Genomic DNA, 15,529 nt, shown 5'->3' with positions numbered 1-15,529 from the left:
GAAGTTCAGATTCTTTCGTCTTCTCGCCGGAATGCGCCCTGAACAATACGGTCCATGACCATAGCAAGGAACAAAATGGCAAAGCCGCCCAACAGGCCGGGCCCCTTGGCTGCATATTGCAACGCCTCAAGGATTTCCTTGCCCAGCCCTCCGCCACCGATCAGCGAAATGATCACCACCATCGATAGGCACATCAGGATAGTCTGGTTCACCCCGGTCATGATCGACGGCAAGGCCAGAGGTATCTCGACATCCTTCAGCAATTGCCATTTCGAGGCCCCAAAAGCCACAGCAGCCTCTTTGATACTGTCGGGCACTCCGCGCATGCCCAGCGCGGTCAGTCGGATGACCGGCGGCATGCCAAAGATGATCGTGGCCAGAATGCCGGGCGGGTTGCCGGTGCCAAAGAAGGCGATAATCGGGATCAGATAGACGAAGGCCGGCAAAGTCTGCATCAAGTCCAGCACGGGCTCTGCCGCGCGGTAGGCACGCCTGGACTTGCCAAACCAAATGCCCAGTGGAATGCCAAAAACAACGCATAACAGCACCGCCGCACCGACCAGCGCCACGGTTTCCATCGCCACATCCCAATATCCCAGCAAGGCGATATAGGCCAATGAAGACGCCGTGAAGATCGCCACTCGGGGGCCTGCAGCCCGCCAAGCCGTCACACATATCACCAGCATCACAACCGGCCAAGGCGACCCGATCAGCGCAATGGTCAGGGCATCCAGAACCGACCGAACCCCAGCGACAATCCCATCGAATACGTCCCCGCCAGCAAGAGCGGCCGCATCTATCTGCGCCTCCATCCAGCTTGCAAGGTTTGAAAACAGGGTCCCGCCGCCCTCACCCAATATCAGTGCGGACACTTCTTTTTCGGGGAATGCATCCAACATGGCCAGCGAAGCATTGACCGTGAATTTGTAGACGATCAACGGCCCAATCGCCGCAACAAGCACAGCCCCCAGCACCATATTTCGCCTGGACTGGCCACTTTCGGTACTGTCCGGATCTGTCCGCCATTTTGAATACTGTTTTTCATAGACGCGGTCGGCATAGAAGCCCTGTGCCAGTTTGAAGACCAGCAGCATCAGCAATCCGGTGATCATGATGCTCAGCGCTTCAGACTGCGCCGCCGCGGCTTTTCCAAAGCTGGCATCGGCGGCTTTCTGTATATTCGCTGCCAGCTTGGTGAAACGGTCAATATCGGCCTTCTCTGTCGCATCGGCCGCCCGCGCCAGCAGCTCGTCGGCGCGTGCCTGCTGACGTTCGGCACGTTCCACCATGTCAGCGCCCGGATTGCCCCAGGCACCACGCCCGATCTGAACCCAAGCGATGATTTCCAGGATCAGAAAGGTCCAGAACATCCCCCAGATGGCTCGTGATGCTGACCACAAAGGCCCCAGAACCCCGGCCCAGAGATTGAACGTATTCGGAACCGCGCTGGTTGCATCATGGATCTTGTGAAACGCCTTGACGTAATAGTCCCCATTCGGACCAGCAAACTCGTGAATGGACCGATCCAGTGCCTCATGGTCGACCTCGATATCCGAGGCGGCGGTGACTTTCACTTCGGTGGTTACATCAGTCATTCTTGCCCCCCTGAATTCCGCGCAGCAGGCGCGGTTTGGTCACGACGCCCACGTCCTGTCCTGCATCGGTGATGATCACCGGCAGGTCCGTGTCGACAGCCAGGTCGATCAACTGATCCAGATCGGCCCCCTCATCCGCGCGCGGCGCGCCGTCGGTCGGGCCGGAATAGCTGTCCAGTGGCTCCATGATTGAATGCGCCTTGACCAGTTTCAGTTTGGATATGCCCTGAACAAACTCGCGCACATAGTCATCGGCCGGATTCATCACGATGTCTTCCGGTGTGCCAATCTGAACGATGACACCATCTTTCATGATCGCAATTCGGTGGCCAATGCGGATAGCTTCGTCCAGATCATGGGTGATGAACAATGTGGTCTTCTGCAACTGGGCGACCAGCGCTTTGAACTGGTCCTGCAGCTGCAGCCTGATCAGCGGATCGAGCGCAGAAAAGGGCTCGTCCATTAACAGGATTTCCGGATCAGAGGCCAGCGCGCGGGCAATTCCAACACGCTGCTGCATCCCGCCCGACAATTCTTTGGGCAGGCGATCTTCGTACCCGGTCAGGTCCACCAAACCCAGCGCATGGTCCGAGACGGCCCAGCGCTTGGATTTGGACACTTTTCGAATTTCCAAAGGATAGGCCACATTGTCTCTGACAGATCGGTGCGGCATCAGCGCCATATGCTGGAAAACCATCCCGATCTGCTGCGCGCGGATACGGCGCAGCTCAGCCTCGGATATTTTGGATACGTCCTGGCCCAGAATCTCGATCTTGCCTGAGGTCGGCTCGATCAAGCGGTTCACGTGGCGCACCAGCGTGGATTTCCCGGATCCCGAAAGACCCATAATGCAGAAGATTTCGCCGCGCGGGACTTCGAAAGACGCACCCTGTACGCCGACCACACAATTATACCTTTCAAGAACTTCAGGCTTTCCAATCCCTTCATCCCGTACTGCGGTCATGGCCTCTTCTGCCCGCGCACCGAAAATCTTCCAGACATCTGTCAGCTTAACGACTGTTTCGGTCATACTTGCCCCTTCAATGCAAAACAGGCCGCCAGGCATTCCCGGCGGCCTATCTGTAATTCAGTTCCGAGCGTTACCGATCACTCTGACATCCAGTTCAGAACTGCATCTTCGTTCGCACCGACCCATTCTTCGGCATATGCGAGCGGCTCTTTGCCATCTATGACAAGCGCATAAGTCATGGCCGAGACAGCGGCAGTATCCAGTTTCATGTTGGACAACAGCCGAGCAACTTCGGGGTACTCATCCTCAAGAGATTTGGCATAGTGAAGGTGCAGATAGGCCAAATCCCAGGCGACACCTGCTTCGGATTTCTCCAGCCAATCCGGATCATCCGTGGGCTGCAGGACATTCCATTTTGCCGCGTCATAGGCCGGCTCTTCCAGGATCTGAAGATCATGCAGTTCAAACACGTAATGCGGCGTATAGCAGAAACCCACCCAAGGCTCACCCGCTTTGATCGCGTTATCAAGGTTCGCATAGGCGACGGTTTCGTCTATCTCGGTCAGTTCCATGACCTGGTCATAGCCATATGATTTGGCCCGGATTTTCTCGACGTTGGTCGACGCCCAGCCGGGGGCACCGATCCATACTTCGCCCTGCCCGTCGCCATTGCTGTCGAACAGTGCCGCGATGTCGGGATTGGTCAGGTCGTCAATGGACCGAATATCATTGGCATCAGCGGTCGCTTTGTCGACACACATTCCTTGAAACGCCTCAACGCCATTGGAATTGAAGGTAACTGTACCCTTTTCGGTTACATAGGTGTCATGCAGGTTCTGCTGGTTCGGCATCCACACTTCGGGGTGTACGTGCATGGCGCCGGAATCCATCGCCTCGAACACGATCGGGTTGGTGCCATTCTGAAGCTCGACCTCTAGCCCCAGATTTTGTTCGATCGCAACCTTTAGAATGTGCGCTGTTGCATTTACCGATGGCCAGTTCGGCACACCGATCACAATGTCAGCAGCAAAAGCAGGCACAGCGACTATCATCGACGCGCCTCCCAGTAACATAGTGAGTTTGTTCATATTATTTCTCCGTGTTGGGCGTTCGAGGCGCTTTTCTTCTTACCCTATGGGCAGCGGTACGCCTGCCAAACGACATCGGGATGACGTTCCATCCCCCTTTCTTAGCCAGTTACCGGGCGCGCCGGTTTGACAGGAAAATTCAAACATGCCGACACATGACCCATCAAGAACAACATGCCACAAATCAATATATGCGTCTTTCTCGAATATTAGATTCGGTTTATTCTGATCTTGGTCGATATGACGCCTGAAATAGGTGCAGCCGATTCTTGAGTGGGCTTGTCTGCCATCAATATCCCCTAAGCGGCGCCATCTCAGACAGGGGTACAGATTTTATCCAGTCAGTCCTCAGATCCCAGTACAAGATCCTGCTTCAGGATGAAGTCCCCAAACGCGTCCGTCAGCGTTTGAAAGCGCGAGCGTTGCGAGACATAAAGATACACCTGCCTTTGATCTTCGAGATCAGCGATAGGACGGAAGACGATAGCCTCAGGGAGAGACCGTGCAACGGTTTGCGGTAAAACCGTCACCCATTCCTCAGTGCGCACCAATGCGATCAGTGAATGGGTGTTCTGAATGGTCACACCGGCCTTCGAAATCGCCGCGTGAAACCGCGGGGACTGAACCAGATCGCACAGAGCATTGCGTATGAAGGGAACCGAAGCCACCTGTTCGATGGTTGGCGTCTCCGATTGCTGTGCCAGCGGGTGTGCAGCCGTGCAAACCACCCCAAACCTGTCTTCGAACAAGGGCGTGGCTGTGACCCCGTTTAGCGCAAGATACCCGGATGCAATGCCGATATCCGCTTTTCCTTGCACAACCGCGTCCAGTACCTGCTGTGTATCGGTATCGCGGAGCTCGATCCTGATATCGGGGAAATGGCTATTCATGTGACTCAGCACCTTGGGAAAGGCAAGAGCCGCCACCGACGGCACAGACACGATCCGCAACAGCCCGTACTCTGCGCTGGCTATTGCCTCGATATCCTGAACTGTTTGATCGAACTGTCTGACCTGCTTCAAAGCCAAATCATGAACCTGCCGACCCACTTCCGACAGTCGGTTTTTGCGCTCTCCCTCGAACAGCTTCTTACCCAGGTGCTCCTCAAGCTGCTTCAGCGTCATCGACACCGCCGATTGCGTTCGCCCAAGACGGTCGGCGGCCTCGGTCAGATTACCAGTCTGCACAACCGTGCAAAAACTGCGCAGTGTTTCAATCTTGATCGCCATACTTCAGTTTTTCTGCAATTTGTTTCATTTAATTGAGTTTGACTGATGTTCGCCAAAAAATCCATCCTAGGTCAAATGAAATCGCACTGGGGCGTAACGTGACACAACTGAATCTGATTGCTGGCGAATGGCTGGCAGGTGAGTCTGAAATCGAAAACCGCAATCCTTCGGACCTGAGCGATCTGGTCGGCATGTTTGCACAGGCCAGCGCTGACCAGCTTGAGGCGACGCTGGATCAAGCCCGTGTTGCACAGGCTGAATGGGCCGCCTATGGCATCGAACGGAAGCAAGCTGTTCTGAACGCTATCGGTAATGAAATGATGGTCCGGGCCGAAGAACTGGGTACGCTCTTGGCGCGCGAAGAAGGCAAGCCGCTGGCCGAAGGCAAAGGCGAAGTGTTCCGCGCCGGGCAGTTCTTTACCTATTACGCAGCTGAATGCCTGCGTCAAATCGGTGAGAACGCGGATTCTGTGCGCCCCGATATCGAAGTAGACGTTCGCCGCGAAGCTGTCGGTGTTGTCGCCATCATCAGCCCATGGAACTTCCCTACCGCGACTGCCTCTTGGAAGATTGCTCCAGCACTGTGCTATGGCAACGCGGTTGTGTGGAAACCCGCCAACATCACCCCGGCATCCGCTGTCGCACTGACCGAAATCATCGAACGTCAGGACATCCCCAAAGGTCTGTTCAGTCTGGTCATGGGTTCGGGGCGCAGCATCGGGCAACGCCTGGTCGAAAGCCCCAAGGTCAATGCAATTTCCTTTACCGGGTCAGTCCCGGTCGGCAAGGGTATCGCAGCAGCCGCCATCCAGAACCTGACCAAAGTTCAGATGGAAATGGGATCAAAAAACGCGCTGGCAGTGATGGACGATGCCGATCTGGATCTGGCCGTTACTCTGGCATTGGGAGGAGCGTTTGGCGGCACCGGACAGAAGTGCACGGCGTCTTCGCGCCTTGTCGTGCATGCGGGTATCCATGACGCGTTTGTCGAAAAGCTGGTGGCCGGTGCGCAAGCGATGAAGGTCGGCCACGCGCTGGAGGAAGGCGTGCAGATGGGTCCCGTCGTCAGCCAACAGCAGCTGAGCGAAAACCTGGCCTATGTTGATCTGGGCAAATCCGAAGGGGCCGAGCTGGCCTGTGGCGGAACCCGGCTGGAGATGCCTCATGACGGGTTCTACATGTCGCCGGGCGTGTTTCTGAACACCAACAACGACATGCGCATCAACCGCGAAGAAATGTTCGCGCCCCTGACCAGTGTCATCAAGGTTGGCAGCTATGACGAAGCGCTGAGCGTCGTCAACGACACCAACTTTGGCCTGACCTCGGGCATCGTGACCAAATCGCTGGCCCGCGCCACGCATTTCCGTCGCAATGCGCGCACTGGTGTTGTGACTGTGAACCTGCCCACTGCAGGCACCGATTACCACGTGCCTTTTGGCGGCCGCGGCGACAGCTCTTACGGGCCGCGCGAACAGGGTAAGGCTGCGGCCGAGTTCTATACCACGGTCAAAACCGCCTATATCAGCGCGGGCCCCGTGTGATGCGGATCGACGGGCTACAATATGCCAACTGGTCGGAAAAGATTTTCCGCCAACTGCGTGACGGGGGCGTGGACGCGATCCACGTCACCATCTCGTACCACGAGAACTTTCGCGAAACGGTTCTGAATTTCGAGAAATGGAACCGCTGGTTCGAACAAAACCCGGACCTGATCATGAAAGGGCGCTGGGCCAGCGATATCGATACGGCTCGTAAAACGGGCCGGACGGCTGTGTTCTTTGGCTTTCAGAACCCCTCGCCCATCGAAGACGATATCGGGCTAGTCGAAATCCTGCACGATCTTGGCACCCGTTTCATGCAGCTGACCTATAACAACCAGTCCTTGCTGGCGACCGGCTGTTATGAGGCCGAAGACACAGGCATCACCCGTATGGGCAAGCAGGTGATCAAAGAGATGAACCGCGTAGGTCTTGTAGTGGACATGAGCCATTCGGCGGACCGTTCCACCATCGAGGCCGCTGAATTGTCCGAGCGTCCCATAGCCATCACTCACGCGAACCCGTATGATTGGTCGCCCGCGCTGCGTAACAAGCGTGACGATGTCATTCGTGCAGTGACGGAAAATGGCGGGATGCTTGGCTTTTCGGTTTATCCCCACCATCTGAAAGATAAATCCGACTGCACGCTGGACAGTTTTTGCGAGATGATCGCACGCGCCGCCGACAAATACGGCGCGCAGCATCTGGGGATCGGCACAGACCTGTGTCAGGATCAACCCGACAGCATTGTGGAATGGATGCGGGTTGGCCGCTGGACCAAGGAAATCGACTATGGCGAGGGATCCGCTTCGGCACCAGGCTTTCCGCCCATGCCGGGCTGGTTTCAGGACAACCGAGATTTTGGGAACATCGAACAAGGGTTACGCGCGACCGGCCTGAACGATGACGAAGTGGCCGGGATCATGGGCAGAAACTGGTATAAGTTTTTTGCCGAGAACTTCGTCCCACAAGGGTAACACTATGAATACACGCGTGCAGACTGAAAATGTCAGACGTGATCCCGCGATGGTCATGCGGCTGTCGCGGCTGGGCTCGCTGCATCAATGCCGTCTCAGCTTTATGCGGCAACTGACCCGCCGTATGGCGCAGGAAAACTGGAGTTTTTCCCGCCCTGCGTTCGAGATTGACGAACACGGCGTTGGCCATGCGGTCTATACCGCGCAAGGCCCTGATCACGCATATTCTCTGGTGGCGTTTGCCCATGATCTGCCGCCCGAAAAACGCTCGGACCGGGTCATCGCCGAGGCCTGGGATGCCACCTTCGCGCTATTTGACGGCATTCCGACGGCGGATGATATTCACCGCCTGTCGCAAAACGTACCAGTGCAAGAGGCCGGGCGCGTCAGCGAGTCAGAACTGTCATTGTCGCGCGCCAACCGGTCAGTCCGCCTGTGGGCACATGTGGTCGACCGTCTGGCCGCTGGTCAACAACCCGATCTGGAACAGATTTATCAGGTTGGCTACCTGATGCGGACAACCGCCGTGTATGGTTCCGGCAAGTTTGGGGCTGCAGATCGCGAGAAAACAGCCAGTCGCCCCGAGGTCAACGGCCCGTTCCAGACCGAGATGTTGTCGGTCTACCTGACCCGGACCTTTGTGCGCGACCTGGTGCAGCATATGGCCCAAGTGAAGGGCGGCGATCAAACCGCGCAGTTAGATCCGCAGATCGCCAGTTGGCTCGGCATTGGCAATTCCACAGGTCTGGGCATGGCCCCCTTCATCGTCAACCATCCGATCTTGTTCAATAACTGGATCATGGCGCGAGAGGAGGCCATCGCCCGGGTACGGTCGCTCTTGACCGCCTCGGAAGATGAGGCCCGTCAATTCCGTGGCATCTATGATCGTAGCAAACTCTCGATGTCCTGGTGGCAGTCTGAGCATCCGGTCCAGCGCGATAAGCTGGCGGCGCTCAACAACGATCTGCAGGCAATCTCTGGGTATCTGGACAGGGATGATCTGACGCAGAACCAACCCTGGGATCGGTTGATCCTGTGGTCGCAATCCGCGCTGAGCGAGGAGGGCCAGGAACTGCTCGCCTCGCTTATCCTTGAGCCCTATGGCGAATTGGTCGATGGGCTGAGCTGTTGTATGGCCGACAGCAATTCAAGTGCCCATGTGATTGATGGATCAATGTCGGTAGGCGCTGCGCGCGATCTGATCAGTAACAGTTTTGGCTGGGCCTTGGATCTGGATTGGAACGCAGCGGAAAACTGTGCGCGGGCCTGGTATGTCTCCGAGGAGAAGCTGGAGCCGCGACTGGGTGAGCGCTTTGAGGAACCGATAGCCGGTTACGAACAGCCCCTTGCCCCGGCCCGTGACGCCGCGATGGCGTTTAAGGCACTTGCCGAATGGGATACTCGCTCCTCCGTTGCAGAGTTTCTGCTGCGCCATCCTGAACATCGCCACACCCTGCGCCGCGCTCAAATGAGCCGAGTAGCCCCCTATGGTGAAATCCACGACAATACGATCAGCGCCACTGTCCTGCCTATCGACATGCTGCGGGCCAAGCTGTCGTTTTTTGGGGCAACCCATTTTGACCCCCGGTCGGACCGCTGGGTGCGGATCTGCATGTATTCCGGCGCACCATATCCTGATGAGTTAACGCCGGAAAATGCCGATCTTTGGGTTTATCCGGAGTTGCCGCAATGACCTATTCACTGAACGAGATCGAAGCCACCTCTAAACGCGCCGCCCGAGGGGCAGGTTATGCCTGGGGTCTGGCAGAAGAGGCCGCCAAGGCCACACGCTGGTTGTGCGGGCATGGGCTGGACGGGACTACAGAGCTGGCCCACCTGCTGGACTTGGGTTTGGCTGCGGCGCCGGCAGATCACAGACCAGATGCGATGCAGGGCCCATGGCAGGGCAAGGGCGCTTTGTGCCCTCTGGCCACTGGCACCTTGCTGTCGGATTGTGCCGAACAGCTGCGCGCCGGACCGGTTGAGATGGCCAACATTGCAATCCCTGCACTGTTACTGCCCTTTGCTGCCTATGCGGCACGTGAACTCAAGGGCTGTGTGGTGCTTGATTGTGATGGGCATCTGGCGGCATGTGATGGGTATTCCGTGTCGACCCCAGATACCTTACCCGCCCAGGCGCGCAGGGTGGTGGTTTCGCTGGGGGAACAGCGCACAGGCCCCCGCCCACATCAGACCCGCGCCGCCCCGACTGATCAGGCTTGGGCAACGCTGAATCGCTTTGCCCACCGCACCTATGCCCCCGCAACCGAGGAATCCCGCCTGCTGGGTGCAGGGGCCGGGCTTTCTGATAATGACTGATGAGGTACTGATTTGACCGAGACCCGGACCCTTACTCTGAACGAAATCGAAGACCTGTCGTTTCGCGCGCTTGTTGCTGCGGGGACTTCACCGGAAAACGCCCGCCCGCTGGCGGTTGCGACCGCGGCAACCGAGGCGGACGGCGTGGCAAGCCATGGACTGGCCTATATCCCGATCTATTGTGAGCATGTCCAATGTGGCAAGGTCGACGGTCTTGCCAAACCGGTCATGACACGGCCCAAGCCAGGTGTAGTTACCGTAGATGCCGCAACCGGATTTGCCCATTCAGCCATCGATCTCGGGTATGAGACGCTGATCACCGCTGCGCGCGAACAGGGCGTTGCCGTGCTGAGCATCTGCAACAGCTATAACTGCGGCGTGCTGGGCTATCACACCTATCGTCTGGCACAGGCCGGGCTTGTCGGGCTTGGTTTTACCAACGCGCCAGCCTCGATCGCGCCATCGGGTGGCGCAAAGCCGGTTGTAGGGACCAACCCCTTTTCCGTTGCCGTACCCGGTACAGATGGGCAACCCGCCCTGCTGATCGATCAAAGCGCCAGCACAATCGCCAAGAGCGAGGTCATGAAACATGCCAGAGAAGGAAGGCCGATCCCCGTTGGGTGGGCATTGGACGCCGAGGGCAACCCGACCACTGATCCCAATGTGGGCCTCAAGGGCTCCATGGCACCTTCTGGTGGGTACAAGGGCGTCGGTGTGGCCCTTCTGACCGAAGTTATGGCGGCCGCTCTTACAGGGGCCACTCTGGGCATCAACGCCTCGCCCTTTTCCGGAACCGCTGGCGGTCCGCCCAAGACCGGACAGTTTTTCATTGCAATCGACCCTGTGGCGACATCGTCGTCGGGTGGCTTTGCTCAGGGCATCGAGGAACTCGTCGGCGCCATTCGATCGCAAGACGATGCACATTTGCCTGGCGATGGCCGACGCGCAAAACGCGTCGCATCGGCCACACAAGGCGTGGCTGTAAATATTGCGACCCTTGAAAAGATCGAGACCATCTTGGGATAAGCCGGTTTTCTTAGCCCGCAATCAGATTCTTTCTGGTTCGGGCACCCTTACCCAAACCTTCTGACCCAGCACCAATTTTCAGAACGGCTTCCAAGCCTTTAGCCAAAATTCGACCCGGACGCAGCAGGCTCATTTTTCGTATTTCATGCTTTAGCGCAGAAAAACGGGGTTGACTCAAATCGCACTCCATATTTAGTTCGGTAACAGAACGAATAAATGGAATCGACGTGGCAACGCAGACGAAAATCTCTCGACGAATGTCTCAAAGTGCGGTCGTTCAGGCGATTGCGACCTATGGGCCCATTTCGCGCGCCAGCGTGTCGAAGCTGACCGGTCTTTCGAAACAGACAATCTCGGAAATTGTCGGAAACCTAGAAAGCGATGGCTGGGTGCGGACAGTCGGTCAGACCGAGGGGCATGTCGGACGCCGCGCCGTGGTATATGAAATCGCTCCGGATGCGGCAACGGTCGCCAGCGTCGATCTGGGTGGAACAAAGATCAGGGTCGCACTATGCGATCTGACCGGTCGCGTTCTGGCCGAACGCGTAGAGCCGACAGAACAAAGCGGCGGCAGACAAGTGGTCGATCAGGTTGCCCGTATGGTTCGCGCAACCGCAGACGACCCCCAATGCCCGTCAGGCGAATTGAAAATAGCTGTCGTCGGTGTCCCAGGCGTGCCGGACAGCAGGACCGGCGCGGTCCTGATGGCGCCTAACATAACCGGGCTGGATCAGATTGATCTTGCTGGCACTTTGAACGAACGGCTTGGGATAGAAATCCTTGTCGAAAATGATGTCAACCTTGCCGCTCTGGGCGAGCATTGGATGGATCATCGAAGCGACCAGGATGATCTGGTCTTCGTTTCCGTCGGAACCGGAATTGGTGCAGGAATCGTCGTCGGAGGTATTTTGCTGCGTGGCGCATCTGGTGCAGCTGGCGAAATAGGTTTTCTTCCCTTTGGTGCCGATCCCATTGCAAAGGAAAGCCATAAAATAGGCGCGCTGGAACGCGTAACCGCCACCGATGCAATCATCGGCGAATACAGGATGCTTACGGGCAAAACTTGCTCAGTTCCTGCGATCTTTGAGGCTGCCAATAACGGCGACAAAGCAGCCGAGCGAACGCTGGACAATGTCGCTTATCAGATCGCGCGGGCTTCGGCGTCGATTGTAGCGGTTCTTAATCCGTCCCTTATCGTGATGGGGGGCTCTATCGGCGCGCGTGACGAGTTGATGCACCGGATCAGACGCTTTGCCGCCCAGTGCTACCCCCGTGAAATAGAGATCCAGCCCTCAAAGCTGGGTCCGCATGCTGCCCTTGCCGGAGGTGTGTCTATAGCTCTGTCGCATTTACATATCTCTCTTTTCGCCGAGGGTCAGAAAGGTGCCGAGATCAACGTACCACCTCCAGCGCTCGATACCTTCAAGGCAAGTATGTCATGACCGCTAAGGCTCTTTCAGAACGCTTGCGTCAAGAACAGGATGCTGATGCAGACCTGACTCTGTTGCGCGATGCCCTGTCCATCGAAAGCGTGACGGGCAATGAATCACGTTTTGCGCGTTTTCTGGACCAGCAACTAATGGCCCTGGGGCTGAATACCGGACGGAGCTGTTTCGCGGGTGAACGCGAAAATGTCTGGGGAATTGCTTCTGTGGAGGGACCCAACCTTATGATTTTGGGCCATACGGATACGGTGCATATCCGGGGCTGGGAGGAATATTGGGAAGACGATGCACGCAAAAATCCATTCGGCGCGACCGAAAAGGACGGGCACATCTGGTCACGTGGGGCAAGCGACCTCAAGGGTGGGATTTGCGCTGCGATTGCCGGGTATCGCCTGCTGCAAAAACTTGGCGTTATGCCTTCAGCCAGTCTGACCTTTGCCTTCATCGGTGACGAAGAAAGCGGTGAACCTGGCAGCGGCGTCAGCGCCGGGGCGAAAGATCTGGTTGGACGCATCAAGTCCGCCGAAATCCCCCGTCCTGATTTCGCGATCTATGTCGAGCCAACGAGTTTGGACATTTATTCCGCCCAGATCGGGTTCTTTATCGCCGAGATCACGATAACTGGAAAAACAGCGTATTTCGGCCGACCCGAATTGGGGGTCGATGCATTGAAAGCAACGCATACGCTTCTGTCGAAAATCTGGGATCATGAAAAAGAACTGAACGCGGGCCCGCGTCATGACCTTGTCGGTGCCTCTTCTGTTCTGGTGACGCATATCGATGGCGGCGGGTTTATCGCAGTGCCCGGAGAATGCAGGCTCTCACTGATCCGGAAACTTAGACCTGGCGAAATGCTTGATGATGCAGTGGCAGCATTGGAAACAGCGCTTGGCCTGGATCGCCTACCCACGGGCATAGAGGTGTGCATCGACTACCCAGCCGGTCGTGATCATCCCAAGGGCGGCTCTCCAGTTGAAAACGACCCCGATACTGAGGCGGTTCGCCTGTTGCAGAACTGTGTACAGCAAACTCTGTCCCGAAAAGTAGAAATCGGCGGCGCGCCCTACTGGTCTGAGATGCCATTTTTAACTGAACAGATCGGCTGTCCAACCGTTTACTGCGCACCGGGTGATATCGCCGTGGCGCATACTTTTGAAGAACGAATTGAGGTCGAAGAATACCTCGCCGCCGTCCGGGCCTTTGCGCTTTTCATAGCGCAGTTCGGTGCGTCGGACACGCTCGCAATGCATCCAACCTGAGGAGGACAAACATGTCACTTGTTAGAAGCACATTTGCCGCTACCGCGATGTTCGCGCTGGCCGGCAGCTTATACGCCGAAACCATCGGTCCAGCGGGGGAAAGTGCCACCCCTTCATCAATGGTTGTTGTCGCTGATGATGATGTCGAAAAGGTGAAAGAGGCTGGATATTCCGCTGCTTTGCTGTGGCATGACCAATCCGACTTTGTGAATGCGGTAACAGCAGGTGCCAGCGATGAATTTGCGCGTCTGGGGATCGAGGTCGTTGCCGTGACAAGCGCAGGATTTGATGCTGCAAAACAACGTAGCGATATCGAGACGGTCATGGCCAAATCGCCCAATATCATTCTGTCGCTTCCTCTGGACCCGGTGACCTCTGCCGCAGCATTTGCAGAGGCAAAAGAGGCCGGAGTTGCCCTAAGTTTCCTCTCGAACCTGCCGGCCGGCTACAAGCACCCGGACGACTATGCGGCAATCGTGACGGATGACCTGTTTCAGATGGGCAAACAAGCGGCGGATGCGCTTGCGGCTGCCATGGGCAATGAAGGAACAGTTGGATGGATTTATCACGACGCAGATTATTATGTGACCAATCAGCGCGACAACGCTTTCAAGACCACGATTGAGAACGACTATCCGAACATCACAATCGTTGCAGAACAAGGCATATCTGATCCTGCGCGCGCCGAAGAGATTGCCAATGCGATGCTGCTGAAAAACCCAGACCTGGGTGGAATCTACGTAACCTGGGCTGGTCCGGCAGAGGGTATTCTTGCAGCGCTGCGGACGAACGGAAACACCTCGACCAAGATCGTGACATTGGATCTGTCAGAGCCGATTGCCCTTGATATGGTTAAGGGTGGTAATGTCGCGGCGATTGTTGCCGATGAAGCCTATGAACTGGGGCGTGCAATGGCCGCCAGTGCCGTGCTCGACCTGCTGGGCGAGGACGTACCATCCTTTGTTGTAGCCCCTGCATTGACAGTGACAGCGGACAACGTTGCCGATGGATGGCAAAACTCGCTGAATATTGATGCACCAGCCAGTCTGACATCGAAGTAGAGACCTGATGGGCAGGTCGCCTCTGGCGACCTGCCGCAACCGGATATTCCCAGAGGCATCCATGGAACAGGCTTTTCAACGTATGCGCGACTTGGATCTACAGCGCTGCGTCATTTATTTCGGCTTTCTTGCGATCTTTCTGTTTTTTGGGATCACTCTCTACGATGACGGGTTTCTGACCAGTCGGAATCTGACAAATATCGTCCTTCAGACAGCCCCGGCCACGATCATGGCCATCGGATTGGTCTTTGCCCTGTCAGCCGGAGAGATCGACCTGAGTTTTGGCTCTGTCGTAGCTGTTGCAGCCCTCTCGGCAGCTGTTGCGATGCAGAACGGCCCAATGATCCTGGGTGTCGCAGCGGGGCTTGGCGCAGGCATTCTGATCGGCGCGTTCAATGGTGCATTGGTGGCCTATCTGCGGTTGCCATCATTTCTGGTGACCTTGGCCACCATGGGTTTATTTGCCGGAATTGCGCGTTCGATGACCGATCTGCGATCCATTCCTGTCGTTAACGGGACTTTCACCGGGGTCTTCGGCTCGGGCAAGCTGTTTGGTGTACCTTCACTTGTTATCTGGACCGTGATTGCAGTGCTGATTGGCCATGTCATCTACCGACACACACGTTTTGGCGCACACGTTCTGGCCGTTGGAGACAATGCCCGCGCAGCCCAAGTCTCTGGCATCAGGGTTCCCCGTATCCGGCTGATGGTTCTAACCTTGTGCGGTGCAACCGCTGGGCTGGCTGGTTTGCTCTATGCCGGGCGTATTCAAGCCGCCAAATATACAATGGGCGAAAGCGACCTGATGACGGTCATTGCCGCTGTCATCGTAGGTGGCACTGCGCTTAATGGCGGCAAGGGATCCATAATAGGTGCGCTTTTGGGCTCGCTCATGATGGGAATGCTGAATAACGGGCTGATCCTGATGGGGCTTCAGGTCTCGGACCAGATGATCGTACGCGGGCTGATCATACTGATCGCCGTAGCAATTTCACTCCGCGAAATCCGCCGATAGACACCGG

At 56.7% G+C, this 15,529-nt stretch carries 13 protein-coding genes; 9 read left to right on the top strand and 4 right to left on the bottom strand.

What is annotated here, in order from left to right; translation table 11 throughout:
- Positions 1 to 5 precede the first annotated feature (5 nt).
- From AC2FHW_RS13715 to AC2FHW_RS13700, 4 genes are all read right to left on the bottom strand, one after another.
- A complete protein-coding gene (locus AC2FHW_RS13715) occupies positions 6 to 1,595 on the bottom strand; it encodes an ABC transporter permease (RefSeq protein WP_271949986.1) in 1,590 nt (529 codons plus the stop codon).
- Positions 1,588 to 2,625 carry a quaternary amine ABC transporter ATP-binding protein gene (locus tag AC2FHW_RS13710; RefSeq protein ID WP_142637767.1) on the bottom strand — a complete coding sequence of 346 codons (1,038 nt, stop codon included), beginning with the start codon at positions 2,623 to 2,625 and terminating at the stop codon, positions 1,588 to 1,590. The genes AC2FHW_RS13715 and AC2FHW_RS13710 overlap by 8 nt, the downstream gene beginning before the upstream one ends.
- A 77-nt stretch (positions 2,626 to 2,702) precedes the next feature.
- The gene (locus tag AC2FHW_RS13705) at positions 2,703 to 3,653 is read right to left on the bottom strand and encodes an ABC transporter substrate-binding protein (RefSeq protein ID WP_271949984.1); all 951 of its coding nucleotides are present in this window, start codon (positions 3,651 to 3,653) and stop codon (positions 2,703 to 2,705) included.
- A 341-nt stretch (positions 3,654 to 3,994) separates the two neighbouring features.
- Positions 3,995 to 4,882: a LysR family transcriptional regulator gene (locus tag AC2FHW_RS13700; RefSeq protein WP_271949983.1), complete on the bottom strand. Its 888-nt coding sequence runs from the start codon at positions 4,880 to 4,882 to the stop codon at positions 3,995 to 3,997.
- 98 nt (positions 4,883 to 4,980) lie between these two features.
- On the opposite strand from AC2FHW_RS13700, the gene AC2FHW_RS13695 reads away from it, so the two are divergent.
- The 9 genes from AC2FHW_RS13695 (at position 4,981) to AC2FHW_RS13655 (ending at position 15,522) form a co-directional block, all read left to right on the top strand.
- Positions 4,981 to 6,423 carry an aldehyde dehydrogenase family protein gene (locus AC2FHW_RS13695; protein WP_271949981.1) on the top strand — a complete coding sequence of 481 codons (1,443 nt, stop codon included), beginning with the start codon at positions 4,981 to 4,983 and terminating at the stop codon, positions 6,421 to 6,423.
- Complete coding sequence (locus AC2FHW_RS13690) at positions 6,423 to 7,397, top strand: membrane dipeptidase (RefSeq protein WP_496822072.1); 975 nt, start codon at positions 6,423 to 6,425, stop codon at positions 7,395 to 7,397. The genes AC2FHW_RS13695 and AC2FHW_RS13690 overlap by 1 nt, the downstream gene beginning before the upstream one ends.
- 4 nt (positions 7,398 to 7,401) lie before the next feature.
- A complete protein-coding gene (locus AC2FHW_RS13685) occupies positions 7,402 to 9,090 on the top strand; it encodes a hypothetical protein (RefSeq protein ID WP_271949979.1) in 1,689 nt (562 codons plus the stop codon).
- The gene (locus AC2FHW_RS13680; protein WP_271949978.1) at positions 9,087 to 9,716 is read left to right on the top strand and encodes a DUF3726 domain-containing protein; all 630 of its coding nucleotides are present in this window, start codon (positions 9,087 to 9,089) and stop codon (positions 9,714 to 9,716) included. The genes AC2FHW_RS13685 and AC2FHW_RS13680 overlap by 4 nt, the downstream gene beginning before the upstream one ends.
- A gap of 12 nt (positions 9,717 to 9,728) precedes the next feature.
- A complete protein-coding gene (locus tag AC2FHW_RS13675) occupies positions 9,729 to 10,742 on the top strand; it encodes an Ldh family oxidoreductase (RefSeq protein WP_271949976.1) in 1,014 nt (337 codons plus the stop codon).
- Positions 10,743 to 10,999: 257 nt separating this feature from the next.
- Entirely contained in the window at positions 11,000 to 12,184 is a 1,185-nt protein-coding gene (locus AC2FHW_RS13670; protein ID WP_271949974.1) for an ROK family transcriptional regulator, read from the top strand.
- The gene (locus tag AC2FHW_RS13665; protein ID WP_271949972.1) at positions 12,181 to 13,446 is read left to right on the top strand and encodes a M20 family metallopeptidase; all 1,266 of its coding nucleotides are present in this window, start codon (positions 12,181 to 12,183) and stop codon (positions 13,444 to 13,446) included. Before AC2FHW_RS13670 ends, AC2FHW_RS13665 begins: the two co-directional genes overlap by 4 nt.
- Positions 13,447 to 13,457: 11 nt before the next feature.
- Positions 13,458 to 14,507 (top strand): substrate-binding domain-containing protein, encoded by a 1,050-nt coding sequence (locus AC2FHW_RS13660; protein ID WP_271949970.1) that lies wholly within the window; start codon positions 13,458 to 13,460, stop codon positions 14,505 to 14,507.
- Positions 14,508 to 14,514: 7 nt separating this feature from the next.
- Positions 14,515 to 15,522 carry an ABC transporter permease gene (locus AC2FHW_RS13655; protein WP_271949969.1) on the top strand — a complete coding sequence of 336 codons (1,008 nt, stop codon included), beginning with the start codon at positions 14,515 to 14,517 and terminating at the stop codon, positions 15,520 to 15,522.
- Positions 15,523 to 15,529 lie beyond the last annotated feature (7 nt).

Source organism: Ruegeria sp. YTSA108 (assembly GCF_059610185.1).
This window is presented reverse-complemented; position numbering and strand designations above follow the sequence as displayed.